At 61.6% G+C, this 24,840-nt stretch carries 23 protein-coding genes; 12 read left to right on the forward strand and 11 right to left on the reverse strand.

Features of this window, described 5'->3' with window-relative positions:
• Window positions 1-141: 141 nt before the first annotated feature.
• From CYD26_RS21685 to CYD26_RS21725, 9 genes are all read right to left on the reverse strand, one after another.
• Window positions 142-1,086, reverse strand: a complete 945-nt coding sequence (locus CYD26_RS21685; protein ID WP_102053628.1) for a hypothetical protein — start codon at window positions 1,084-1,086, stop codon at window positions 142-144.
• Window positions 1,079-2,020: a DUF6708 domain-containing protein gene (locus CYD26_RS21690; RefSeq protein WP_099776583.1), complete on the reverse strand. Its 942-nt coding sequence runs from the start codon at window positions 2,018-2,020 to the stop codon at window positions 1,079-1,081. Before CYD26_RS21690 ends, CYD26_RS21685 begins: the two co-directional genes overlap by 8 nt.
• Window positions 2,017-5,346: a toxin VasX gene (locus CYD26_RS21695; RefSeq protein WP_102053629.1), complete on the reverse strand. Its 3,330-nt coding sequence runs from the start codon at window positions 5,344-5,346 to the stop codon at window positions 2,017-2,019. The genes CYD26_RS21690 and CYD26_RS21695 overlap by 4 nt, the downstream gene beginning before the upstream one ends.
• Window positions 5,343-6,194 (reverse strand): DUF4123 domain-containing protein, encoded by an 852-nt coding sequence (locus CYD26_RS21700; RefSeq protein WP_158240140.1) that lies wholly within the window; start codon window positions 6,192-6,194, stop codon window positions 5,343-5,345. Before CYD26_RS21700 ends, CYD26_RS21695 begins: the two co-directional genes overlap by 4 nt.
• On the reverse strand, window positions 6,191-8,227 hold the full coding sequence (locus CYD26_RS21705; protein WP_102053631.1) for a type VI secretion system tip protein VgrG: 2,037 nt from the start codon (window positions 8,225-8,227) through the stop codon (window positions 6,191-6,193). The genes CYD26_RS21700 and CYD26_RS21705 overlap by 4 nt, the downstream gene beginning before the upstream one ends.
• A 293-nt stretch (window positions 8,228-8,520) precedes the next feature.
• Entirely contained in the window at window positions 8,521-8,748 is a 228-nt protein-coding gene (locus CYD26_RS21710) for a hypothetical protein (RefSeq protein ID WP_102053632.1), read from the reverse strand.
• A gap of 330 nt (window positions 8,749-9,078) precedes the next feature.
• The gene (locus CYD26_RS21715) at window positions 9,079-10,140 is read right to left on the reverse strand and encodes an RNA methyltransferase (protein WP_102053633.1); all 1,062 of its coding nucleotides are present in this window, start codon (window positions 10,138-10,140) and stop codon (window positions 9,079-9,081) included.
• 22 nt (window positions 10,141-10,162) lie between these two features.
• The gene (locus CYD26_RS21720) at window positions 10,163-11,485 is read right to left on the reverse strand and encodes an ATP-binding protein (RefSeq protein ID WP_102053634.1); all 1,323 of its coding nucleotides are present in this window, start codon (window positions 11,483-11,485) and stop codon (window positions 10,163-10,165) included.
• A complete protein-coding gene (locus tag CYD26_RS21725) occupies window positions 11,482-12,165 on the reverse strand; it encodes a response regulator (RefSeq protein ID WP_099773997.1) in 684 nt (227 codons plus the stop codon). Before CYD26_RS21725 ends, CYD26_RS21720 begins: the two co-directional genes overlap by 4 nt.
• Before the next feature lie 189 nt (window positions 12,166-12,354).
• Between CYD26_RS21725 and dsbD the strand changes: the two genes are divergently transcribed.
• The 4 genes from dsbD (at window position 12,355) to CYD26_RS21745 (ending at window position 16,390) form a co-directional block, all read left to right on the forward strand.
• On the forward strand, window positions 12,355-14,067 hold the full coding sequence (dsbD, locus tag CYD26_RS21730) for a protein-disulfide reductase DsbD (RefSeq protein ID WP_102053643.1): 1,713 nt from the start codon (window positions 12,355-12,357) through the stop codon (window positions 14,065-14,067).
• Window positions 14,067-14,909 carry a prolipoprotein diacylglyceryl transferase family protein gene (locus CYD26_RS21735; protein WP_102053635.1) on the forward strand — a complete coding sequence of 281 codons (843 nt, stop codon included), beginning with the start codon at window positions 14,067-14,069 and terminating at the stop codon, window positions 14,907-14,909. The genes dsbD and CYD26_RS21735 overlap by 1 nt, the downstream gene beginning before the upstream one ends.
• Window positions 14,910-14,911: 2 nt before the next feature.
• Window positions 14,912-15,676 carry a thiol:disulfide interchange protein DsbG gene (gene dsbG / locus CYD26_RS21740; protein WP_371917259.1) on the forward strand — a complete coding sequence of 255 codons (765 nt, stop codon included), beginning with the start codon at window positions 14,912-14,914 and terminating at the stop codon, window positions 15,674-15,676.
• 165 nt (window positions 15,677-15,841) lie between these two features.
• On the forward strand, window positions 15,842-16,390 hold the full coding sequence (locus CYD26_RS21745) for a murein L,D-transpeptidase family protein (protein ID WP_176717477.1): 549 nt from the start codon (window positions 15,842-15,844) through the stop codon (window positions 16,388-16,390).
• 62 nt (window positions 16,391-16,452) lie between these two features.
• On the opposite strand, the gene CYD26_RS21750 is transcribed toward CYD26_RS21745, so the two are convergent.
• The gene (locus tag CYD26_RS21750; RefSeq protein WP_065761240.1) at window positions 16,453-17,199 is read right to left on the reverse strand and encodes an ABC transporter substrate-binding protein; all 747 of its coding nucleotides are present in this window, start codon (window positions 17,197-17,199) and stop codon (window positions 16,453-16,455) included.
• Window positions 17,200-17,423: 224 nt separating this feature from the next.
• On the opposite strand from CYD26_RS21750, the gene CYD26_RS21755 reads away from it, so the two are divergent.
• On the forward strand, window positions 17,424-17,975 hold the full coding sequence (locus CYD26_RS21755; protein ID WP_099776577.1) for an exonuclease domain-containing protein: 552 nt from the start codon (window positions 17,424-17,426) through the stop codon (window positions 17,973-17,975).
• A gap of 70 nt (window positions 17,976-18,045) precedes the next feature.
• On the forward strand, window positions 18,046-18,330 hold the full coding sequence (locus tag CYD26_RS21760; RefSeq protein WP_065761227.1) for a pyrimidine/purine nucleoside phosphorylase: 285 nt from the start codon (window positions 18,046-18,048) through the stop codon (window positions 18,328-18,330).
• On the opposite strand, the gene CYD26_RS21765 is transcribed toward CYD26_RS21760, so the two are convergent.
• Window positions 18,327-19,058 carry an alpha/beta family hydrolase gene (locus CYD26_RS21765; RefSeq protein WP_102053637.1) on the reverse strand — a complete coding sequence of 244 codons (732 nt, stop codon included), beginning with the start codon at window positions 19,056-19,058 and terminating at the stop codon, window positions 18,327-18,329. The genes CYD26_RS21760 and CYD26_RS21765 overlap by 4 nt on opposite strands.
• A gap of 49 nt (window positions 19,059-19,107) precedes the next feature.
• Here CYD26_RS21765 and ccoN (CYD26_RS21770) point away from each other — a divergent pair, with 49 nt between their 5' ends.
• From ccoN (CYD26_RS21770) to ccoO (CYD26_RS21795), 6 genes are all read left to right on the forward strand, one after another.
• Window positions 19,108-20,538 carry a cytochrome-c oxidase, cbb3-type subunit I gene (gene ccoN, locus CYD26_RS21770; protein WP_099773981.1) on the forward strand — a complete coding sequence of 477 codons (1,431 nt, stop codon included), beginning with the start codon at window positions 19,108-19,110 and terminating at the stop codon, window positions 20,536-20,538.
• Between the two features lie 10 nt (window positions 20,539-20,548).
• On the forward strand, window positions 20,549-21,157 hold the full coding sequence (gene ccoO, locus CYD26_RS21775; RefSeq protein ID WP_065761969.1) for a cytochrome-c oxidase, cbb3-type subunit II: 609 nt from the start codon (window positions 20,549-20,551) through the stop codon (window positions 21,155-21,157).
• A 5-nt stretch (window positions 21,158-21,162) separates the two neighbouring features.
• Window positions 21,163-21,360, forward strand: coding sequence for a cbb3-type cytochrome c oxidase subunit 3 (locus CYD26_RS21780; protein WP_065761968.1), 198 nt, complete (start codon window positions 21,163-21,165; stop codon window positions 21,358-21,360).
• Entirely contained in the window at window positions 21,357-22,292 is a 936-nt protein-coding gene (ccoP, locus tag CYD26_RS21785; RefSeq protein WP_102053638.1) for a cytochrome-c oxidase, cbb3-type subunit III, read from the forward strand. Before CYD26_RS21780 ends, ccoP begins: the two co-directional genes overlap by 4 nt.
• 497 nt (window positions 22,293-22,789) lie before the next feature.
• Entirely contained in the window at window positions 22,790-24,229 is a 1,440-nt protein-coding gene (ccoN, locus tag CYD26_RS21790) for a cytochrome-c oxidase, cbb3-type subunit I (RefSeq protein ID WP_099773980.1), read from the forward strand.
• Window positions 24,229-24,837, forward strand: coding sequence for a cytochrome-c oxidase, cbb3-type subunit II (ccoO, locus tag CYD26_RS21795; RefSeq protein ID WP_065761564.1), 609 nt, complete (start codon window positions 24,229-24,231; stop codon window positions 24,835-24,837). The genes ccoN (CYD26_RS21790) and ccoO (CYD26_RS21795) overlap by 1 nt, the downstream gene beginning before the upstream one ends.
• Window positions 24,838-24,840: the final 3 nt, after the last annotated feature.

The raw sequence follows: 24,840 nt of genomic DNA on the forward strand, positions 1-24,840 counted from the left end.
CTCCCAATATCGAGAAACACCTCATTCTTGCGCCAGATGGTGTTGAGCACATCCGCCGGCTGTTCACCGGTCGGGATAGGCAGGGGGGCCAGGTAGTCACGTTGTGAGAACAGGCGCTTTTTGGTCGTACCGGCTGCGGGTCTACTCATGACATTCCCGGTTCGCCGCAAGCGCCGCCTCACGCTCAGCAATGGCCGCTTCTAGCTCAGGTGAGCGCTTGGCCCATTGTTCAGGCGGCAAGGGTTTTGACCATTCGCTGATCTCGGGGTACGGCAGGTCGGGTGGCGGTGAGAGCTTCCAGCGTTCCAACACATCAATCAGCAGTGTGTTGAAAATAAACAGGCCGAAAAAACCTTCCCACAGCAGCGTCAAGAACCAGCCCTTGCGCTGTGCGGCCTCAAAACAGTCGTCGATGTAGGTTGCCAAAATGCCTTTGGGGCGATGAAACCGAGCGGTACGGTCAACAACGGCCTGCGGCCCGATTTCCATGTAACTGCGCATGCACTCCCACAAGGCCATCGCCGTGGTACCGCCGCCACAATTGAAACCCAGGCTGAAATGCTGGTTGCCTTCCTGTGCATCGGGATCGGGGTTGTCGAAGCCGATGAATAACAGCCCCATTTCCATTCGGCCCCCTTGGCTGACGGTCGAATGCTGGACGGCTGCTGCGGTCACCGATTCCCACGGCACAATCCAGTACTCACCGTCTTCGCGAGGGACGCAGACCTCGCGACGCTGGCGATTGAAACGCAATGGCAGGGGAACTGGACGGAACAGGCCGTGGATCATGATCAGTGCGGGGATACCCGTAATAATGCCTCCACCAATCAACATGATTAAACTGAAGTCTGGCGCAATATTTCTAAACCCAAGCGTCAAGCCTAGATACAGCATTATCATGGGCCACAAAACCATCACCCCCGCCCCTATGCTGTAGCTCCCAATATCGAGAAACACCTCATTCTTGCGCCAGATGGTGTTGAGCACATCCGCCGGCTGTTCACAGGTCGGGATCGGCAGGGGGGCCAGGTAGTCACGTTGTGAGAACAGGCGCTTTTTGGTCGTACCGGCTGCGGGTCTACTCATCATTTTCCCGGTACGAGGCAGGCACCAACTTTGCCGCCAGCTCCGCCTCACGCTCAGCAATGGCCGCTTCCAGTTCAGGTGAGCGCTTGGCCCACTGTTCGGGTGGCAAGGGTTTTGACCATTCGCTGATTTCGGGGTACGGCAGGTCCGGTGGTGCAGACAATTTCAGGTTCTGTGCTTTTTCTGCCAACCAGGTTCCAAAGACGGTGATGAAAAATATCCCGTGCAACACATCAAACACATCACCTTTACGCAAGCTGGTGACGATTGAGCCTATTTGCGTCTTTTCATAAGGTATTTCCCCAACCCGACTATCAGGAACTGCCTGCGGCCCGACTTCCATGTAACTGCGCATGCACTCCCACAAGGCCATCGCCGTAGTACCGCCGCCACAGTTGAAACCCAGACTGAAATGCTGGTTGCCTTCCTGTGCATTTGGATCGGGGTTGTCAAAGCCGATGAATAACAGCCCCATTTCCATTCGGCCCCCTTGGCTGACGGTCGAATGCTGGACGGCTGCTGCGGTCACCGATTCCCACGGCACAATCCAGTATTCGCCGTCTTCGCGGGGAACGCAGACCTCGCGGCGTTGGCGATTGAAGCGCAACGGCAAGGGGACAGGACGGAACAGGCTTTGGATCAAAATAAATGATGGAACACCAACGATGAGTCCTGCTCCGATAGCGAAGATGTACCAGAGGTCATCATCCCAAGAGTAATACCCCATAATCAGAAACATCATCGCAAGGGGCCATATGACCATCACCCCTGATCCAATGCTGTAGCTCCCAATATCGAGAAACACCTCATTCTTGCGCCAGATGGTGTTGAGTACATCCGCCGGCGGTTCACCGGTCGGGATCGGCAGGGGTGCCAGGTAATCACGTTGTGAGAACAAGCGTTTTTGGGTTGTACCGGCTGCCGGTCTACTCATTTTCGCCACGTCGGCTGCAGGTAGCGCGAGCATTGCTGCTGGTCACTCAACAGGTAATGCCGGGCACTGTCCAAACCGGGAGTAGGATCGTCACGCAGGGCGACGACGCCATCTTGATGGGTGATGGTAAAGGCCACGCCCCGTTCGCCGCCGACAAAGGCGCCCTCGCCGAGCAGCGAGATCAGTGGTGTCCGGTAGTACACGCGCAGCGAAACACTGGCGGGGTTTGAACTGAGGTTGTTCGACAGGCGAAACTCACCGTGCAAACGCAGGCCTTGCCCCTCTTGGTGGGGTATCCAACTGCAGCGGCTTTCCGCCAGCCAGTACTTACCGACATCGCACCATAAGCGCGGCGGTGCCACGGTGCTGAGTGGGTTCATCTCCAGTTGCATATCCCAGGTATCACGATCGATCGGGTCACCGATCATGGCCAGCGCCAGGTAGGTGCTGTGGGGCTCCGCACCCGGCAGGTCAAGGGTCAGGCTGCTGATGACCGAGAGGCTGCGTTTAATGTAGGGATGGGCTGAATAGGTCAGCGTGTTGAGCACCTCAACACTGACCTTCGGCGCATACAGGAGGCGGTACAGCTGGGCGAACTCCTGCTGCTGCGCTTCGGGCGAAACGGGCCCCAGGTCGCGCGCCCGCCGTTTGGACCAGCAGCAGTTGGCGAGAAAGGCCTGCAAGGGCTTTTGCTGGAAAAACCAGGCGATCAGGTACAGCACACCCAGCCCGGCGATCAGGATCGTGACAGGTCCCATCCAGAGTGAAAAACCCGCAATTGCGGCATCGACGGTCATGACACCGGCGATAGCCCTGGCGGTATAGGCTACACCGAGTAATGCTTGGGTGCCGAAAACCGCCACTTGAGCGCCAACGACGGAGTGGCGCATGTCCAGCCACGGATCTATAGAGTTGTGGGAGTTTTCCAGTTGCGTTTGTAGTGAGCTGAATTCTTTAAATGCTGCATAAAATGACAACCCACCAATAACACCACCAAACAGCGTTAGGACTGGAGCCATCGATCTCCCCCTACCAAACTCCTTAACCCCCAACCCCTTCCGAATCTGCATATCCACCACCGCCGTCAACGCCGCCCCGGCATACAGCGTCGCGGAAATCGTGTCGTTGATCCGCTGATTGTCCATCCCCTCCAGCGCACTGGCTTGGCTCAGGTAGCTATTGGCATTCCAGCTGTTCAGCAGGAGCACCATCAGGGCAATCAAGCCGCCGCTGTTTTGCACCACCTTGCTGTTGAAGATGCCCGCCGGTTGCCCCAGGCCAATGGCCCGCCCGGTCGACTGGGCCCAGCGCCACAGTTCCTCGGCCGAGTCACCAAACAGGCGCAGTACCGGTTTGCCAGCTTTGATGCCCCAGCGCGCCCCGGCCCCCGTGCCCAGCTTGATCGCCACCAGCAGGCTGTTCCAGGTCGGGCTCAGGGCCATGGCTTCCTCGCCCCTGAGCCGCAGCAAGGCCGCGCCGAGGCGTTTGACCAGAGTGTTCCACTCGCCGTGCGGGTTACTGGCCCGCGCTCCGATATCATCCAGGACCGCCCGGCTCAGCGGCGCCAGGGCCTTGGCCAGGGCTTCATAGGCGTTGCTGCGGTTTTCCTGGGCCAGGGCGCCGAGGATCTCGCTGTGGCGCGTGGCGCTGTTCAGCGCCGCTTCCAGGCTTGGGCTCCAGGCGAAGAACAACTGGCGCAGCACGCCGGGGTCGGGGCTGCGGACATAGTCGGCATATTGTTCGGCGCCTTTATCGTGCAGGCACTGGGCGCTGAGGCAGGCGGTGGCCAGGCGGTCGAGCCAGGCACGGGTGCCGCTGTCGTCATAATCGACCCACCAGGTCGCACGGTGGTGACGCTTTAAATACAGGTCGCGGTCGGCATACAGCAGCGTATGGCGCTCGTTGATCTGCGCGTAGTGGGCCGGTGCGGTGTGGTCGAGCCAGGTGTTCAGGGCCGGCAGGTCGATGTATTCCTCGACCCGGGCGCCCGCCCGCTCCGTGAGGTGGGTGACTTTTTCAGCGCGGTACTGGCTAACCAGGGTTTCGACTTCGTTGTACAGGTCAATCGGAATGAAAGCACGAACCGGGGCGGTGGCCTCGGCGATTTGCTCGCGCAGCGCCCAGAGTTTTTCATCCGCCTGCCGGGAGCTGTAGGTGTGCCCGCGTTGTTGTTCGATCAGTTGTTCTTCCTTGAGCAACTCGTCGAGGCGCCGGTGAGCCTTGAGCAGAATGTCGCCCTGCTCGGTGCTGAACTCGATTTCCCGGCCCGGGCCGCTGTCGTTGCTCTTGTGGTAAACGTAACGCAGCCGGCCCGCCACTTCCGCGGCATCCTCGGTGATCAGGCTGCGAACAAAGCCCCCCACGCTTAGGCGCAGGGTGTTGTCCTGGGTCCACTGCTCATGGCGGGTTTGCACCTGCTCCTGCTCATGGTTGATGTCGCGCAGCACGCCCAGCTCATCGTCCAGGCAGGCGAACACGCGGTACAGGGCCTTGGCCTGGGCGTGGATGGTCGCCAGCCAGTCCTTGACCTGCAGGGCGTCCCAGCGCTCGGCGCTCCATTCACCGGTGGGCGGGGTGTCGGCGCTCACTTCGGCGTACTGCTCCGCCGCCTTGGCCCGCTCCTGGTTGTGGTACATGGCATCGGTGTAGGCCTTGATACTGGCCGGTGTGGGGGCCGCGATCATCTGATCGCCGAGGATTTCGGCGTGCTGCGCGTACTCCGTGCGCTGATGCTCAATGGCCAATGCCCGCAGGTAACTCTCGGGCAGTAGCTCGGCGAGCACCTGGTCGGCGTGTTCCCAGGGCGGGCAATGCGGCGCCTGAAGGGTGTCGGCCACTTGTCGCAGGTCCAGGTGGCGCATGTGCCGGTCGCGCACCTTGCGTTCACTCAGCCGGGCACACTGTTCAGGCCCGATGGGGTGTTCGGTGAAGCTCATCCAGGCGTCGTGGTGTTTATCCAGCGCCAGGCCGACTAGGGTGCCATTGGCCACTCGGCCAGGCGCGTCGTGGAGCGCCTGCTCCAGCAACAGGCCGTTGTCGGCCACCGCATAGCGCTTGAGCGGGCCTTCTTGGTGCCACAGGTAGAGGTAACCGCAACGCAGGCGGCGCGCCGCCATGGCATGGCTTTGCGGCACAACCCCAGGGTCGCAGCATGGGTGGCTGGCCCACTCCTCGGCCAGGGCGTAGCGCACCGGAACGACAAAGATCTCGGGCTGCGAGGCTTGGCAAAGCTCGACCGGGCTGTTGATGTCGACATGGGGATGAGCCCTGGCGTCCCGCTCAGCATTGGCCAGCTGGCAGACATAGGCTTTCTTTTCGGCGCTCATTCCATGCGCTCCTTGTGGTTAAGGGGGTGTCGGGACAGCTCGATCAGCAGGTTGCTCAAGCGCTGTTCAGGCAGCAGGCCTTGCTCCTTCAGGCGTTCTCGGTACACACCGTGCTCCGGGCCATCGGGAAATGCCTCGCCCAACCGGGCGTAAAGCGCGACCCAGCACATCACCTCGTCTTCCGCGCTGAACCCCTGGCGCTCGGCGCTGCGGCGGCAGGCCATTGCCCATTGACGCCGAGCCGGCTCATCCAGGCCCTCGAAGCAGTCGGGGAAATGGCGCAGACCGTGCTCGACAAGCCGATGATCGAAGCCCTCCCGCTGGGCTTGAACGATATGTGCCAGTTGCTCGCTGCTCAGGTGAAGCCAGGGTGTGCTGGCGTAACGGGCACTGGGTTGTTCGGGGTTGTGCTGGGTAATCCGTAATTCGCTGCCATCGGCCTCAGGCAGTTGAACACAGCGGATCGGCCCCATTACCCGATCACGGGCGGCAGGCGTCAGGCCCGTTAACCACAAGCGAGCGATACGCGGGTCGACGTAGCGAAAGAACGCGCTGCACCCGCCATCGAGCCGCACATGTACCAGGCTGCGAAGGTGTTCGAGCAGTTCATACTCATCCACGTCGGTTTCCAGCCAGAGGCCGGCACTGGCTCGCCAGGTCATGGCAAAGGTGCGCGCTAGGTCGCTGTCCGGCACAACCGGGATCAGTATCGGGCTGCAGTCGATCAGGTCGGCATACGCCGTGTTCAGGTACAACAGGTGCATCGGGGCATCAGGCGCCAGCTGTGCGAGGCGTGTAGGCAGGTGCTGAATCTGCAGGCTGTCGAGCAACAGGTAAGCGCCGCTCATGCTTTGAGCGCCGCCAGCTTCTGGCATATGGCACAGACACCCGCCGTTTTTTGCGCCGCTCGCTGCAGCGCCTGCTGCTGTGAATCCAGTGCCATGGCCACCAATGCCTCTACCTGCTCTGCCTGTGCCAAAGCCACCGCCGTGCCCGTCACTAGCGCGCCGCCCACTTGAATCTCGCTGCTGCTGAAGATGCCGCCCGCGCCAATCACGATGTGCTGGCCACCGGCTTTCAGCGTGAGGCTTACCCCTGCGTCGAGGACCATCATTGCGCCCGCCTTGAGGTGCACCTCCTGCCCTGCCTCTGTCGCCAGCGTCTGCCCAACCCGAGTGTGGCTGCTGGCCTCCACCTCCAGGTACTCATTGGCCTTGAGCTGCACCTTGCGATCCGCCTTGACCGTGTGGTGCTCCTCCGCCTCCAGTACCGTGATGCTGTTGCCCGCGACCCGGGCCGTGTACTCACCGCCCACCTCCAGCCGGCTGTCACGCTCGACCTTCTGCTCCAGGTCTCGCTGGGCGCGCAGGTAGATCAGTTCGTGACCTTTGCGGTCCTCCACATGCAGTTCGTTGTAGCCACCACCACCCGGTGTACTGCGGCTGCGAAACACGCTGCGGGTCTTGTTCATCGGTAAGGCATGGGGCACCGGGTTGAGGCTATTGGGTAGGCAACCGCTGACCAGCGGACGGTCCGGGTCGCCCTCCAAAAAGACCACCAATACCTCCATGCCCACCCGTGGAATGCTGACGCTGCCATGGCCATTGCCGGCCCAGCCCGAGGCGACCCGCAGCCAGCAACTGCTCTGGTCGTTGTGCTGGCCCTCGCGGTCCCAGTGGAACTGCACCTTGACCCGGCCATAGGCGTCGCAATAGACCTCTTCGCCTTTCGGGCCGGTAACCCGGGCCGTCTGGCTGCCCAGCACACGGGGCTTGTGGTACGCCTGCTGCGGACGGTAGAACACGTCCCAGGGGGTGGCGCTAAAGTGGTTGCGATAGCCCTGCTGGAAGCCGTCATCCGCCGCTGCGCAGTCGGCAGTCATGCTCTCCTCCAGCACTTGCGGTTGCTTGCCTTGATGCTGAATCTCGGTCAGCAGCCACAGGTCGTTCCAGGCCTGGCACGGGTGGCCGGACAGCTCCAGCAGATGGCCCGTCACCAGGCTCGGCTGATCGCTTCGGCCCTCCGCGACCCGGTGCTCGGCCCGGTGGCGTTCCAGGGCGCGCTGGCTGAGTCGCTTGCCCTCCTCGCCCTGCAGAAAACCACCGGGGTAGGTGTAATCCTCCAGGTTCGGCTCCGGGTAGGCCGTATCAGCCTGACGCTCGGCCTCGAGCACGAAGCTGGATTTCTCGAAGTCGTAGTCGCGCCAGAACGTGCGCCGGGTGCGCGCTTCCACGCGCAGGTTGAAACGGCTGATTACCGGCTCGTCGGCCACCAGGCCACTGTCCTGTTGGTAGGGGGTGGGCTGGCCGAGTTTGGGGAAAAAGGTCTGGTGGTCACTGAACACCACCGTGTGCCCGGTGCGGCTGTGCCGGAAGGTATAACTGACGCCCTCCTCGAAACACAGGCGCTGCAGAAAGTGCAGGTCGGACTCGCCGTACTGCACGCAGTACTCCCGTGGGGCGCTGGTCTTTTCCAGGTGCAGTTGGTAGGCATCGCTGAGGATGCCGTGTTCCTCAAGCACCTGGGCGATGATCTGCGCCAGCGTGCGCTGCTGGAAAATCCGGTGGTTGCGGCGCAGCCCGAGGTAGGCCAGTTGCGGCACCAGCCTCAGGTTGTAGCGGGTCAGGCGCTTGCCCGCATCGCCCTGCGACACGCGGTAAACCTGCCCGTGAATGCCGGCGCCCTGCGCGTTGAACGCCAGGAACGCCTGCTTGTGCAGCAAGGTTTCAAGCTCAAGGTCTGCGCGTTCGCTGACCAAGGCCACGTCAAAGGCAAAGGGTGTGCTGATGGCTTCCGTGCCGGTGAATGACAGCACCTGAAGGTCGTGCTGAAGGTCATCGATCGTCAGGCTGAAGTGCGCGTGATTGGCGGCTGAGAACATCCCTGGTCCCCCGGTGGCTGCTGCGAGGCACGGACGCTAACAAATCAAGCCATGGGATGGATGTAGGACGCTTCCGAAATTGATCGAAAGGGCCGCAAAAAGCACTCGAGGATTTTGTGAGAAGCAGGCTCGCCTGCGATGCGGGCGCCGCGGACTCACTGGCACCGTGTTGATGCCATCGCGGGCAAGCCCGCTCCTACCCCTTGGACTGCCCCCAAGAAGTTGGACACAAATCCAACCCTTGGGGGATTTATGGGCAAGCCCGCAGAGCGCGGGCTGCTGACAGCCTTACGCTAATACCGGAGATTTTTCAGCGAAACCTCAACCAGCTCTTTAGCCACTTCAACCTGGTGGAAGACGCCTTGAATCAATACCTCGGCCCGCGAGCCACTGTGTTCAAGGGCTTGTCGCGTGGCCGCAACCGCACATGCAAGGTGTTTGTAGGCATGCAGCAAGGCGACCTCTGAAGGAAGGTCCTGACGAACACGCAATACGGGGGGATCGGGCGTGAGCTTGATCATGGCGCAACTCCTGACTTTCAGTGGAGCTGCCACGAATCGCTGCTAAACGAGTTAGGTGGCAGCTGTACGCGGGTTAGCAGACCGGGAAGTCAGGTACCCGGCGCACCCGAGGGTGCCCCACGCACAGCCGCCATAGAGCAGCATCGCAGACGTAAGCGTTGCAATGACTATGGAGGCGTGTTGCGCCTGACTTCATGTTCGGACTGCTAAATCCGGTCGTTGAATGGGCAACGACTCGGCAAGACTAGTCCGCGCCAATGACAGGCACAACGGCAAGAACGCCGGAAAAGTATGCTTGGGAAATGTCCTACTTGAAACAGCGAATTTTCACTATCGATCACCAGCAAGCAGCAGTGACGGTGATGCATGCGCACGCTTGCGCTGCATCAGGTCCGCCGCCCGTGCCCGCAACTGGCCGCATCCACCGTCAATGTCCTGCCCCGCCGAGTTGCGTACTTTGGTCAACACGCCATTGCTGTGCAGGTAGCGCATGATCTGCTCGATGCGGTCCGCGTCAGGCCGCTGGAACTCATCGGCTTCCAGGCTGTTGTAGGGGATCACGTTCATGATCGCGTACTTGCCTTTGAGCAAGCGCAGAATCCCGTCCATTTCTTCCTGGCTGTCGTTGATGCCTTTGAGCAACGTCCACTGGTACTGAATCGGGTAATCGATTTGCCGCGCATAGGCTTCGCCCAACTCGACCAGTTCTTCAGGGTCGATCCGCGGCGCGCGGGGCAGCAACTGCTGGCGCAGCGCCGCATTGGTGGTGTGCAGCGACAACGCCAACGCCGGCTTGACCTGCTGTTGCGGCAGGCGCTCAAACACGCGCAGGTCGCCCACGGTGGAGAACACCAGGTTACGCTGGCCGATACCGCCTTCAGTTCCCAGCAGGTCGATAGCCTGCAGCACGTTGTCGAGGTTATGGGCGGGTTCGCCCATGCCCATGAAAACCACTTTCTTGACTGCACGGTAACGCCGGGCCAGTGCCACCTGCGCCAGGATCTCGGCGGTGCTCAGTTGCCGCAGCAGGCCGCTTTTACCGGTCATGCAAAATACGCAACCCACCGCGCAGCCCACCTGGCTGGACACGCACAAACCACCGCGTGGCAGTAACACGCTTTCCACCTGCTGTCGGTCGGCCAGCTCCACCAGCAGGCGCGCCGAACCATCGCCACCGGGGTGCTCGGCACTGAGCCGCGCCAGGCCATCGAGCTCGGCGCTCAGCTGTGGCAGTGCCTGCCGCACGCTCAAGGGCAGGAAGTCTTCGGTTTTCTGACGACGGGTGCCCGTGTCGAGCGGCACGCCGCGCAGCCAGGCACGGGTGATACGCCCGATATGCACGGGCTTGGCGCCAAGGGCGACGAGCCGCTGGTGGAAGTCTTGGATAGTCATGGGGCGCGCATGCTATCACCGCTTACACGCGGCGGGGAATCTGCAACAACACCCGCAAACCATCACTGCGGCTGTCGAAATCCAACGAGCCGGCACAACGCTGGACAATCGCCTGAACAATCGCCAGGCCCAAGCCACAACCATCGCTCTGGCCAGTGCGCCAGAAGCGCTGGGTCAGGTGCTCCAGGTGCTGTGCCGGAATACCCGGCCCGTGGTCCCGCACCCTGAAACCGACACGCTCACCGTCCACTTGCACCTGCAACTCCACCGGCGCACTGCCCACGGTATGGCGCAGCGCATTTTCCAGCAGGTTGCGCAATGCCGCGACCGCCAGGGGCGATGGCATGTCCAGGTATAACTCGCCCGCTCCTGGGGCCAGGTGCAGCGCAATACGCCTGGCGCCCTCCTGGCCGATGTCCTGAATCGCCTGCCGTGCGACATGTTCGGCGTTGCATTGCACGCCATCGTCGAACGACAGACTGCCCTCTACCCGCGCCAGCAGCAGCAATTGCTCCAGGGTACGGTGCATGCGATCGGCACCTTGCTCGGCATGCTCCAGCGCTTGTTCACGGACCGCACCGTCGGTCATCCGCGCGACCTGCAAGTGGGTCTTGATCGCTGTCAGCGGGCTGCGCAGTTCATGGGCGGCATCGTCGGTCAGCCTGCGCTCGCGCTCGAGGGTCTGGCCAATGCGCAGAAACAGCTGGTTCTGGGTTTCCAGCAACGGTTGCAGCTCACTGGGCATGGCCCGTAGCTGCAGGGGCTCAAGTGAATCGGGACTGCGTTTACGCAAGGCATCGCGCATGCGGTTCAGCGGCGCCAAGCCCCTGCCCAAGCCCAGCCAGAGCAGGCCCAGGGTGCCGAACAAGGCCACCAGCACCGGTGCCGACGCGGCCAGCAGGATCGAGCGATTCAAGGCTTCACGCTCTTGATGACGGTCCGCGGTGGTAATACGTACATCGCCACGGGCAAAGGTAAAGCTGCGCCAGGAGGCGCCGTCGATCATCTGATCATGAAAGCCGACCCGGTCGTCATCCAGAGGTTGCTCGCCGTGGCTGTGGTTGCGCGCCAGGATTTCACCACGCAGAGAGCTGACCTGACAGGCCATGCCATCGGGGATACTCAGCTGGTCCGCGCTCAGCTGCGTGCCCTCGCCCTTGCTGGTCAACGGTTGCGGCAACTGGTCGATCAGGCCGGCCACCATTCGCGCCGAAGCGACCAGCCGCTGATCAAGGGAAAACATCATTTGCTGGCGCAGGTCGCGCAGCATCCAGGCAGCAGCAAACGCCCAGATCACGACAAATGCCGTGCCGAGAATCAGGCTCAGACGTAAACGCAGGCTCATCGCGCCGCCTCTTCAGGCAGTTGGGCGGGCCCCAGGCGATAGCCCAGCCCACGTACGGTTTCGACAATGCCGCTGCCCAGTTTTCGCCGCAGGTGGTGGATATGCACGTTCAACGCATTGCTCTCGACTTCATCGCCGAACCCGTAGACGCTGTCCTTGAGTTGTTCGCTGGATAAGACACGGCCACGGTTATGCAACAGGGCATGGAGCAAGGCCTGCTCACGCCGGGACAGGTCCACCGGCTGCCCGCCCAGGCGGGCTTCGCGGCTGCTCGGGTCGTAACTCAAGGGGCCGTGCTCGATGATGTTCACCGCACGCCCCGCCATCCGCCGCATCAACGTATGCAGGCGTGCGGCAAGCTCACGCAGGTCGAAGGGTTTGAGCAGGTAGTCGTCGGAGCCGGCCTGCAGGCCATCGACCCGGTCGCTGACCGCGTCCCGTGCGGTGAGGATCAACACCGGCAAGGTCTCACCCTGCTGACGCAAACGGCGCAGTAGTTTCAACCCATCCTCATCGGGCAGGCCCAGATCGAGGACCATGACATCGAAGCTGGCGGCCTGGAGCATGGCCTGGGCCGCAGCCGCGCTGGCTACGCGGTCGACCGTCAGGCCTTGAGCGCCAAGCCCGGCGACGATACCGCTGGCGATCAGGTCATCATCCTCGCAAAGCAATACGTGCATGGTCAGTCTCGATCATAAAAGGCCCATTGGAGCGCAGGCGGATTAACCGAGGATTATGCCGCGTCAGCCTCGAACCGTCGCGCATCGGGCGACGGCCGTTTCTGCAGCCGGTTAACTTTGGGTTAATCACCCGGCGGCAAGCTGAATGAGTGATAGCGCTGACAAGGACCTGATATGCGCGTTTTTCTGATGACCCTGTTGGTACTGTTCAGCAACCTGAGCCTGGCCCAACCTTTCGCCAAGCCGTTCGCTCAACCGGACTTCCTGGCGGTCGACAAAGCCTTCGTGTTCAGCAGCGAACGGCTCGACTCTGGCCAGACGCGCCTGCACTGGCAGATCACCGACGGTTATTACCTGTATCAAAAGCGCCTGAAATTCGATGGCTTGCCCACTGAACAACACCCCGCGCTGCCCGCGGCACAAACCCACACAGACGAGTTCTTCGGTGAAAGCCCGGTGTACCGAGGTGAACTTGAACTGATCTTGCCAGCCCATGCCAGTGGCCAACTGCGCGTCGGCTGGCAAGGCTGCGCCGACGCCGGCCTGTGCTACCCACCGCAAACCGCTACGGTGGCCCTCACCCCTGCCGATGCCGTTGACCGAGGGCGCGAACAGGCAAGCGACCAGGCCCTGGCCGGCGACCTGCAACACGGTACGCTGTTCTGGAGCCTGCTGGCCTTTCTTGGCTTGGGCGTACTGCTGGCGTTTACCCCCTGCTCCCTGCCCATGCTGCCGATCCTCGCCGGATTGGTGCTGGGTAACGGCGCCAGCGCTCGCCGTGGCTGGGCATTGGCAGCGGTGTATGTGCTGAGCATGGCCCTGGTGTACGCCGGCCTGGGTGTGATTGCTGCCCTGCTGGGCGCCAACCTGCAGGCGTGGCTGCAACAACCCTGGCTGCTCGGCAGCCTGGCAGCCCTGTTCGTGGTGCTGGCCTTGCCAATGTTTGGCGCCTTCGAGTTGCAGCTACCCGCCTGGCTGCGAGATCGCCTTGAACGGGCCGGGCATAACACCCGTGGCGGCAACCTGTATGGTGCTGCGTTGCTGGGCGCCCTGTCGGGCCTGTTGATGGGGCCGTGCATGACCGCACCGCTGGCCGGCGCATTGCTCTACATCGCGCAAAGCGGCAATGCCGTGCAGGGCGCCCTGGTGCTGTTTGCCCTCGGCCTTGGCATGGGCCTGCCCTTGCTGTTGCTGGTCACCCTGGGTAACCGTTACCTGCCGCGACCGGGCGCCTGGATGGAGCGGGTGAAGGGGTTCTTCGGCTTTGTGTTCCTGGCCATGGCGCTCTACACCCTGCGGGCCGTGCTGGACCCGACGCTGTGGCTGGGCCTGGCCGGTGCCTGGCTGATCGCCCTGGGCTGGGCTGCCTGGACAACCTTGCAGGCGCAACGCCCGCTACAGGCATTGGCACTGCTGTTCGGGCTGTGGGGCAGCCTTATGGTGGTCGGTGCAGCAGCCGGTGGCAGCGATCCCTGGCGACCACTGGAGCCTTATACCGGTGCCAGCAACGCTGAAGACCAGGCAACCCGCGCCGATGCCTTCACCACCGTCAGCGACCCGGCGAGCCTGCAGCGAGAGCTGGACGCCGCCAACGCCCAAGGGCAATGGGTACTGCTGGACTACTACGCTGACTGGTGCGTGTCGTGCAAGGTCATGGAGAAACAGGTGTTCGCACGCGACGATGTGCTGGCAGCGCTGAACGGCGTACGCTTGCTGCGCCTGGACGTTACCGCCGACGCCCCGCCCAGCCGTGAACTGCTCAAGCGCTATGCGGTACCTGGCCCACCCAGCCTGATCTGGATCGGCCCCGAGGGCGACGAACGCCGGGCACGGCGCATCACCGGTGAAATCGATGCGCTGAACTTCCTGCAACACTGGTCTGAAACCCGGAGCCAAGGCTGATGCTGACTGTGAATATCGGGCCACTGGCTGTTGGCCTCGAGCACCTGCTGCTGTTCGGCGCACTGGCCATCGCCACCCTGGTCGGCTGGCGGGTAGCACGACGCAACGGCGACAACCCCGAGTCAACACTGTTCAGCCTGTTTGTGCTGGGCGTGCTGGTAGCACGCTTGGCATTTGTCATTCACTACTGGTCGATCTACCAGGAAGACCCACTGCAAATCGTCGATATTCGCGATGGCGGCTTTCTGCTCTGGCCAGCGATTGTCGCGGTGCTGCTGGGCGCGCTCTGGAAAGGTTGGCGACAGCCACGGCTGCGCACGCCACTGGCTTGGGGGCTGTTGAGTGGCGGATTGTTCTGGGCACTGACCAGCCTCGCCAGCCACCTGTATGAACAGAACACGCAATTACCGCCCATCAGCCTGCGCGATGCGCAAGGCCGTGCGGTGGCGCTGAACGATTACCGTGGGCAGCCGCTGGTGATCAACCTCTGGGCCACCTGGTGTCCGCCCTGCCGACGGGAAATGCCGGTGTTGCAACACGCCCAGCAAGAACGTCAGGACGTACTGTTTCTGTTCGTCAACCAAGGGGAGTCGCCACAAACCGTGAGTAACTTTCTGGCAACCACTGGCCTGAACCTGTCCCATGTACTGTTCGATTCAGGCGGTCAGTTGGGCCAGCAAGTGGGCTCCATGGCGCTGCCTACTACGTTGTTCTACACCGCCGACGGCCGCCTGCACGGCAGCCACCTGGGCGAACTGTCCAGGGCCAGCCTGAGCCACGCCCTGGAATCCTTTGAGCGCGCCAACGCCGCCTCCACTGTTTCAACAAGGAACACACCATGAAGATGCCTGCCACACTCGCCTTCAGCCTGGCCCTGGGGCTCGGCTTGCTGCCGACGTATGCCGTGCATGCCGAAACACTGCCCATGGCCATTCAGAAGATCGAGGCCAAAGGCGCAACCATCAAAGGTGAATTCGACGCGCCCAATGGCATGCGGGGTTTCGCCGCCGAGTACCAGAACCGCGGTATGGCTCTGTACCTGACGCCCGATGGCAAGCACGTGCTGGTCGGTAGCCTGTTCGATGAACAAGGCAAGGACCTGAGCCTGGAGCCGCTGGAAAAGCTGGTCTACGCACCGATGGCCAAAGCGATCTGGGCAAAACTGGACAAAACCAGCTGGATCGCCGATGGCAAGGCCGATGCCCCGCGTATCGTCTACATGTTCAGCGACCCCAACTGCCCCTACTGCAACCTGTTCTGGCAGCAGGCGCGGCCGTGGGTCGAATCCGGCAAGGTGCAGTTGCGGCACATCATGGTCGGCATCATCCGCGAAGACAGCCCGGCGAAATCGGCGGCACTGCTGGCCAGCAAAGACCCACAAAGCGCCCTGCAGCAACATGAAAAGGCCGGCAAGGCCAGCACCCTCAAAGGGCTACCGAGCATCCCGGCCGAGGTACAGGCCAAGCTCGACGCCAACATGGCCCTGATGGATGAACTGGGGCTGTCAGCCACCCCGGCGATTTTCTACCTCGACGACAATCAGCAACTGCAGCAACAACAAGGTGCACCAGCGCCCGAGATGCTCGGCAAGATCTTCGGCAAGCGCTGAGTCGCAAGCCGGGGGCCGTGCAGCGGCCACAGGTTTGCGTCACGGCCCAACCCTCGGCAGAATGCGCCCCGGCCGGAATCAACCGGTCAGGGCCAGGGTACCGATGCAACACCCGTGGCCCATGGAGCCAGCATCTCAGGATGCTTCACACGGAGTGTTTACCCTATGCGTTCCCTGCTGTTGAAAAGCCTTGTCGTTGTCAGTGTGCTCGCGGTGGCGGCCTACGGTTACACCCGCTACGCCATGCGCTACGGCTCCGGCACTGCGCCTGACATGGCGACAGCAAGCGAGCAGGCCGACACCCTGATGGTCTACAAGGCGCAAAAACGCATGCAGTTGCTCAAAGACGGCGTGGTGCTCAAGGAATACAACATTTCCCTGGGCAAGAACCCGGTCGGCCACAAACAGGCCGAAGGCGACGAGCGCACCCCTGAAGGCCGCTACACCATCGACTGGCGCAACGAACAATCGATTGCCCACCTGAGCCTGCACATTTCCTATCCGAATGCCGAAGACAAGCAACGGGCTGCCGCGGCCAATGTCGAGCCGGGTGGCAACATCATGATCCACGGCCTGCTCAATGGCTGGGGAGGGATCGGCGAGTGGCATCGACGCTGGGACTGGACCAACGGCTGCATCGCCGTCACCAACGAAGAAGTGCGGGAGATCTGGTCACGGGTACCGAACGGCACGCCGATTGTGATCGCGCCATAACCCAGGCGGACATGCTGCAGCCACATCAACGGCACGGGATAGTAGATACGCCTGCAACGGCGTCAACGCGACTTCGCGACGTGGATTTGATACGGCTTGAAAATACCCGCCAGTTTTCCATTGTCGCGCAGCTGCTGCAGCAGCCCCTGGAACGCTTCGCCGCTGATCGGTGCACCGGGGCGCAACAAGGCGAAGTGATGGTAAACCTGATCCACTCGTTCGGAAGCCAGCAGCTGTTCAGCGCTGCCAGGATTACGCGCCAGGTAATCCGACAGGTACGAACGGGTAACCAAGGCAATATCCGCCCGGTCGCGCTGAACCATCAACAGGTTGCTGTCGTGGGAATAGGTCAGCGTGGCGTTGTAAAGCTCAGCCAGGTCGCGTGGGTTTGAGTTGAACTTGGCAAAGGCGTAGTGATAGCCACTGAACAGTGCCAGCCGCTTGCCCTGAAGGTCGGCAAAATACGCTTGATCACGGCCAGGCAGGCGATGGGTAACGAACACCTCGGCATCCTCAAGCCCCATGTCGACGCTGGCATGAGGAATCTGTTGCCAGCCCCATTCAGGGTTCTCGAAGATCGCCATATCGATGCGACCGTGCTGGAAGTCGCGAAAGCGTCGCGGGATCGACGTGGGCACCAGAACGAAGCGGTACTGCTGCTGCAGTTGGTTGAGGGCATCGATCAGTTGCGGCAACAAGCCTGTATCAGCGCCTTGCTCGGGGCGTACCGTGTAAGGAGGGAAATGCGCGGCGCCCACCCGGACCTCAACATCCTCGAAGGCACTTGCCGACGGAGCGAGCCACGCCATGGCAAACAGCAGCAGAGCGGACAATAGCGGCGGCAATGGCACGGACTTCAAGGCTACACACTCTCGACGGACGGGACGTGGACGCCCTTTAAGCTAGGCGTTTTACCACGTTTGCACAACCAAAGAGTAGGCCAGCAAGGGCGCCACCGCTGCCAAAACAGGGGATATCCTAAACGCCGCGCATTGGCTACGCTCTAGCCAGCATATTGGATGGGAAGCGAATGATGGGGCATTGGCTGGTAATCGACCTGGAAGCCACCACTGACGACGGTGGCTGGCCAGTCGCGGAAATGGAAATCATTGAAATCGGTGCCAGCCTGGTCAACCGCGACGGCCGGGAGGTGGACCACTTCCAGCGGTTTATACGGCCACGGCGTCGCCCCCAACTGACCACGTTCTGCCGCGAGCTGACCCATATCAGCCAGACCAATGTCGATACGGCAGCCTCGTTCATGGAGGTCTGGGCACAATTCGAGCGCTGGCTCAGCCACCATCAGCCGCACCTTGAGGGTTGGGTCAGTTGGGGGGACTACGACCGCAAGCAGTTGCTGCAGGAATGGCAACAGCATGAGGTCGACAGCCTATTGGCCAACATTCCCCATATCAACCTGAAACAGCGCTTCGCCAAGGCCCGACACCTGCAACGTCCACTCGGCCTGAATGGCGCGCTGCAACTGGCCGGCCTGCAGTTTTGCGGGCAGCAGCACCGCGCCCTGGAAGATGCCCGCAACACGGCGCGCCTGCTACCGTTGACCCTGCCTGCCAGCGGCATTTGAAAGCGGATGACGGCAACCGGGCGCTTGGGCATACTGGCCAACCTTTTTCCCCCCTTTTCAGGAGTCGCCCATGTTTAAAGTCAACGAGTACTTTGATGGCACGGTCAAATCCATCGCATTCGGCACCGCCGAAGGTCCAGCCACGATTGGCGTGATGGCTCCGGGCGAATACGAGTTCGGTACCAGCCAGCGCGAAATCATGCATGTGGTCTCCGGCGCCCTGACCGTCAAGCTGCCAGACAGCGACAACTGGGAAACCTTCAGCGCTGGCAGCCAGTTCAATGTACCGGCCAACAGCAAGTTCCAACTGAAAGTCGCCGTCGACACCGCCTACCTTTGCGAGTACCGCGGTTAAGCAATCGTCGCCGGGGTTACCCTGACCCCGGCACTCACTTCTTCAATGAAGCGCACAACCCGGTCTGCCGCCGTCTGTAAATGATCGGCATGACTGAACCCCGACGCCTTGAGTGGCTTCAAGTCATGGTCAGCGGCGTGCAGCCAGCACAGCTCGATGGCTGACGACAACGCATACCCCTCCACCGTTTGGCGATTGCCCAGCGCGTCACGTTCGCCCTGAATGATCAGGGTCGGCGTCTTCAGTGCTGCCAGATGCGCTACCCGAGGTTTTTCTGGCTTGCCCGTCGCATAGAACGGATACCCCAGGCAAACCAGTGCATCGGCGCCCAGTTCATCGGCCAACAAGCTCGCCATGCGCCCGCCCATGGACTTGCCACCGATGGCCAGCACCCCAGCGACCGATGGTCGCACTTGACAGTACACCTCGCGCCAGTATTCGAGCAGTACCGCCTGCGGATTCGGCGGCCTTTTGCCGCCATCCAGCCGCCGCTGAGCCATGTAGGGAAACTCAAAGCGCAACACCCCCAACCCTTGCCCCGCAAGCCTTTGCGCCATGTCTTCCATGAACGCGCTGTCCATGGGGGCGCCTGCGCCGTGGGCCAGAATCAACACGTCGCGACAGGGTTTATCCCCCTGATTTTGCGGGGCATTCCAGCGCCAGCCACGCGCCGCAACCCGTTGCGCCCATTGATCCCCGTCAATACCGGCCAATTGCCCATTACTCATGCTTGCCTCGCTAATAAGTCTGCCTATAACCGTGGATGGGAACCCATACATGAACACAACCAGCAGTACCGCCTACAACTACAAGGTGGTCCGCCAATTCGCCATTATGACGGTGGTGTGGGGGATAGTCGGGATGGGACTCGGCGTTTTTCTTGCCGCGCAACTCGTCTGGCCTTCACTCAACTTCGACCTCCCCTGGACCAGCTTCGGGCGCCTGCGCCCGCTGCACACCAACGCGGTGATCTTCGCCTTCGGTGGTTGTGCATTGTTCGCCAGCTCCTACTACTCGGTGCAACGCACCTGCCAGACCACGCTGTTTTCGCCGCGTCTGGCCGCGTTCACCTTCTGGGCCTGGCAACTGGTCATCGTCCTGGCTGCCGTATCCCTGCCGCTGGGCTTCACCAGCTCCAAGGAATACGCTGAGCTGGAATGGCCAATCGACCTGCTGATCACCATCGTATGGGTCGCTTACGCCGTGGTGTTCTTCGGCACGCTGATGAAACGCACCACCAAGCACATCTACGTGGGCAACTGGTTCTTCGGTGCATTCATCATTACCGTGGCCATCTTGCACATCGTCAACAACCTGGAAGTGCCGGTCAGCCTGACCAAGTCCTACTCACTGTACAGTGGCGCCACTGACGCCATGGTCCAGTGGTGGTACGGCCATAACGCCGTAGGCTTCTTCCTGACCGCAGGCTTCCTCGGCATGATGTACTACTTCGTGCCCAAGCAAGCCGAACGTCCGGTGTACTCCTATCGCCTGTCGATCGTGCACTTCTGGGCACTGATCACCCTGTACATCTGGGCCGGCCCGCACCACCTGCACTATACCGCCCTGCCAGACTGGGCTCAGTCGCTGGGCATGGTCATGTCGCTGATCCTGCTGGCCCCAAGCTGGGGTGGCATGATCAACGGCATGATGACCCTCTCGGGCGCCTGGCATAAGCTGCGCAGCGACCCGATCCTGCGCTTCCTGGTGGTATCGCTGGCGTTCTACGGCATGTCGACCTTCGAAGGCCCGATGATGGCCATCAAGACCGTCAACGCGCTGTCCCACTACACCGACTGGACCATCGGCCACGTACATGCGGGCGCCCTGGGCTGGGTCGCGATGATCTCCATCGGCGCGCTGTACCACATGATCCCGAAAGTCTTCGGTCGTGAGCAGATGCACAGCATCGGCCTGATCAACGCCCACTTCTGGCTGGCCACCATCGGCACCGTGCTCTACATCGCCTCGATGTGGGTCAACGGTATCGCCCAAGGCCTGATGTGGCGCGCGGTCAACGCCGACGGCACCCTGACCTACTCCTTCGTCGAGACCCTGGTCGCCAGCCACCCTGGCTTCATCGTGCGCTTCGTCGGCGGTGCCATCTTCCTGACTGGCATGTTGCTGATGGCCTGGAACACCTGGCGCACCGTGACCGTCGCCGCTCCGGCCAAAACCGAAGCCGACGCCGCCACCCAGCTGGCCTGAGGAAAGCGAAATGAAACACGAAACTATTGAGAAGAACGTTTTCCTGCTGGTGCTGTTGATGGTGGTCGCCGTGAGCATCGGTGGCCTGACCCAGATCGTCCCGCTGTTTTTCCAGGACGTCACCAACAAGCCGGTCGAGGGCATGAAGCCCTACACCGCACTGCAACTGGAAGGCCGTGACATCTACATCCGCGAAGGCTGCGTCGGCTGCCACTCGCAGATGATCCGCCCGTTCCGTGCTGAAACCGAGCGCTACGGCCACTACTCGGTCGCCGGTGAGAGCGTCTGGGACCACCCGTTCCTGTGGGGCTCCAAGCGTACCGGCCCAGACCTGGCCCGTGTCGGCGCTCGCTACTCCGACGACTGGCACCGTGCGCACCTGTACAACCCGCGCAACGTCGTGCCTGAGTCGAAGATGCCCGCCTACCCATGGCTGGTGGCCAACCAGGTCGACAGCACGCACACCGAGGCCAAGCTGCGCACCATGCGCACCCTCGGCGTGCCGTACAGCGATGCCGACATCGCCGGTGCCCGCGACGCGGTCAAGGGCAAGACCGAAATGGATGCCCTGGTCGCCTACCTGCAGGTGCTCGGCACCGCGATCAAGAACAAGAGGTAAGCCCCATGGACTTCACACTGGATATCGGCCAGCTACGCGGCCTGGGCACACTGCTGGTGATGATTGCCTTCATCGGCCTGGCCTTCTGGGTGTTCAACGCCCGCCGCGACCGTGACTTTGCCGAGGCACGCCTGCTGCCGTTCGCCGATGATCGCCTGCCCCCTACCGCCAATGAATCCGCCTTGAGGAGTACCCGGCAATGACCACCTTCTGGAGTACGTATATCTGCGTACTGACCATCGGTAGCCTGGTTGGCCTGACCTGGCTGCTACTGGCCACACGCAAAGGCGAAAGCAAAGGTTCCACCGACCAGACCATGGGCCACAGCTTCGACGGCATCGAGGAATACGACAACCCGCTGCCCAAGTGGTGGTTCTGGCTGTTCGTTGGCACCCTGATGTTCTCGGTCGGCTACCTGATCCTCTACCCTGGCCTGGGTAACTGGAAAGGCATGCTGCCTGGCTACAAGGACGGCTGGACCGGCGTTAACGAATGGCAGAAAGAGATGGACAAGGCAGACGCCAAGTTCGGACCGATCTTCGCCAAATTCGCCGCCATGCCAGTGGAGGAAGTGGCCGAGGACCCACAAGCCCTGAAAATGGGTGGCCGCCTGTTCGCCTCCAACTGCTCGGTGTGCCACGGCTCCGACGCCAAGGGCGCCTATGGCTTCCCTAACCTGACCGACAATGACTGGCGCTGGGGTGGCGAGCCGGAGACCATCAAGGCCTCGATCCTCAATGGCCGTCACGGCATCATGCCGGCCTGGGCCGAAGTGATTGGCGAACAAGGTGTAGCCGACGTGGCGGCCTTTGTCCTGACCAACCTCGATGGCCGCACCCTGCCAGAAGGCACTAAAGCCGATCCGGCCAATGGCCAGAAGCTCTTCGCAACCAACTGCGTGGCTTGCCACGGCCCTGAAGGCAAAGGTACCCCGGCCATGGGCGCACCGAACCTGACTCACCCACAGGCGTTCATCTACGGCTCGAGCTTTGCCCAACTGCAGCAGACCATCCGTTACGGCCGCCAGGGCCAGATGCCTGCCCAGCAGGAAATCCAGGGTAACGACAAGGTTCACCTGCTGGCCGCCTACGTCTACAGCCTGTCCAAGGGGAACGAACAGGCCTCTGCCAAGTGAAATGATTTTGTAACTGAGGCTTGACTAAAAACGCCGCACCTTCAGGGGTGCGGCGGCTTATCCCCCTTCCTTCCTCCCGCCTTGCGACCAAGTGTCGCAGCCAGGCACACCCTCGCCTTGCACCGCCATCAATTGGAACTAAGCTTGTTGCCACAGTGGGTGGAATGAGCGGTCCTGCTGCACTTTTCTGGGGCACTCACCACCAACGATTCGGCGCAAAGGCTGATAGGGCGGCTCATGTCAGCCATCCTCGACCCGACAGCCGTTTCGACAAACGGTGCATCCGCGCGATTGCCCGGTAATAAAAACCGAAAAATCGTACACATAAAAGCAAATTAACTGTGTACAATTTTCGCGCCAGAAAAGCTCGAAAGGGCCGCAACACACGCTCTGGCAAGGATCGGCGCGGATGCCATCGCGTTGCAATAACCACACGGTTTATACATACTTGCGCCGATTTTTACCCTAAAAAAACACCCAAACCGTGGAACCTTAGAATGAGCACAGCAATCAGTCCGACTGCTTATAACTATAAGGTAGTCCGCCAGTTCGCCATCATGACGGTGGTCTGGGGGATCCTTGGCATGGGGCTTGGTGTCTTCATTGCCTCGCAATTGGTATGGCCCCAGCTGAACCTGGACCTGCCCTGGACGACCTTTGGACGCCTTCGCCCGCTGCACACCAACCTGGTGATTTTCGCCTTTGGTGGATGTGCGCTGTTTGCCACCTCCTATTACGTCGTGCAGCGTACCTGCCAGACGCGACTGATCTCTGACAGCCTTGCGGCCTTCACCTTCTGGGGTTGGCAAGCCGTGATCGTCGGTGCACTCATCACCTTGCCGATGGGCTACACCACGACCAAGGAATACGCAGAGCTGGAGTGGCCGATCGCCATTCTGCTGGCCATTGTCTGGGTGACCTACGGTATTGTGTTCTTTGGCACCATCGTCAAGCGCAAGACCAAGCACATCTATGTCGGTAACTGGTTCTACGGTGCCTTCATCGTGGTCACCGCGATGCTGCACATCGTCAACCACATGTCGTTGCCGGTCAGCCTGTTCAAGTCCTACTCGGCTTACTCCGGCGCCACCGATGCAATGATCCAGTGGTGGTACGGCCACAACGCCGTGGGCTTCTTCCTGACCACCGGCTTCCTGGGCATGATGTACTACTTCGTACCCAAGCAGGCCGAGCGTCCGATCTACTCCTATCGCCTGTCGATCGTGCACTTCTGGGCACTGATCACCCTGTACATCTGGGCCGGCCCGCACCACCTGCACTACACCGCCCTGCCAGACTGGGCCCAGTCGCTGGGCATGGCGATGTCGATCATCCTGCTGGCACCAAGCTGGGGCGGCATGATCAACGGCATGATGACCCTGTCGGGCGCCTGGCATAAGCTGCGCACCGACCCGATCCTGCGCTTCCTGGTGGTATCGCTGGCGTTCTACGGCATGTCGACCTTCGAAGGCCCGATGATGGCCATCAAGACCGTCAACTCGCTGTCGCACTACACCGACTGGACCATCGGCCACGTACACGCCGGCGCTCTGGGCTGGGTAGCGATGATCTCCATCGGCGCCCTGTACCACCTGATTCCGAAGGTCTACGGTCGCGAGCAGATGCACAGCATCGGCCTGATCAACGCCCACTTCTGGCTGGCCACTATCGGTACCGTGCTGTACATCGCTTCGATGTGGGTCAACGGTATCACCCAGGGCCTGATGTGGCGTGCAATCAACGATGACGGCACCCTCACCTACTCCTTCGTCGAAGCGCTGCAAGCCAGCCACCCGGGCTTCATCGTCCGTGCACTGGGCGGTGCGTTCTTCGCCTCCGGCATGCTGCTGATGGCGTACAACGTCTACCGTACCGTACGCGCCTCGAAGCCGGCAGAAGCTGAAGCCGCCGCTCAGATCGTAGTTGGAGCTCACTGATGAAGCACGAAGTAGTCGAGAAGAATATCGGCCTGCTGGCCTTCTTCATGGTCATCGCCGTCAGTATCGGCGGCCTGACCCAGATCGTCCCGCTGTTCTTCCAGGACGTCACCAACAAGCCGGTCGAAGGCATGAAGCCGCGCACCGCGCTGGAACTGGAAGGCCGTGATGTATACATCGCCAACGGCTGTGTCGGCTGCCACTCGCAGATGATCCGCCCGTTCCGTGCTGAAACCGAGCGCTACGGCCACTACTCGGTTGCCGGTGAAAGCGTCTGGGACCACCCGTTCCTGTGGGGTTCCAAGCGTACCGGCCCGGACCTGGCCCGTGTTGGCGGTCGCTACTCCGACGACTGGCACCGTGCGCACCTGTACAACCCGCGCAACGTCGTGCCTGAGTCGAAGATGCCTTCCTACCCATGGCTGGTAGAGAACAAGCTCGACGGCAAGGAAACCGCCAAGAAGATGGAAGTCCTGCGCACCCTGGGCGTGCCGTACACCGACGAAGACATCGCCGGTGCCCGCGACGCGGTCAAGGGCAAGACTGAAATGGACGCCCTGGTTGCCTACCTGCAAGGGCTGGGCACCATCATCAAAAGCAAACGGTGACCT

Source organism: Pseudomonas sp. FFUP_PS_473, assembly GCF_002858665.1.
Taxonomy (GTDB): Bacteria; Pseudomonadota; Gammaproteobacteria; order Pseudomonadales; family Pseudomonadaceae; genus Aquipseudomonas; species Aquipseudomonas defluvii.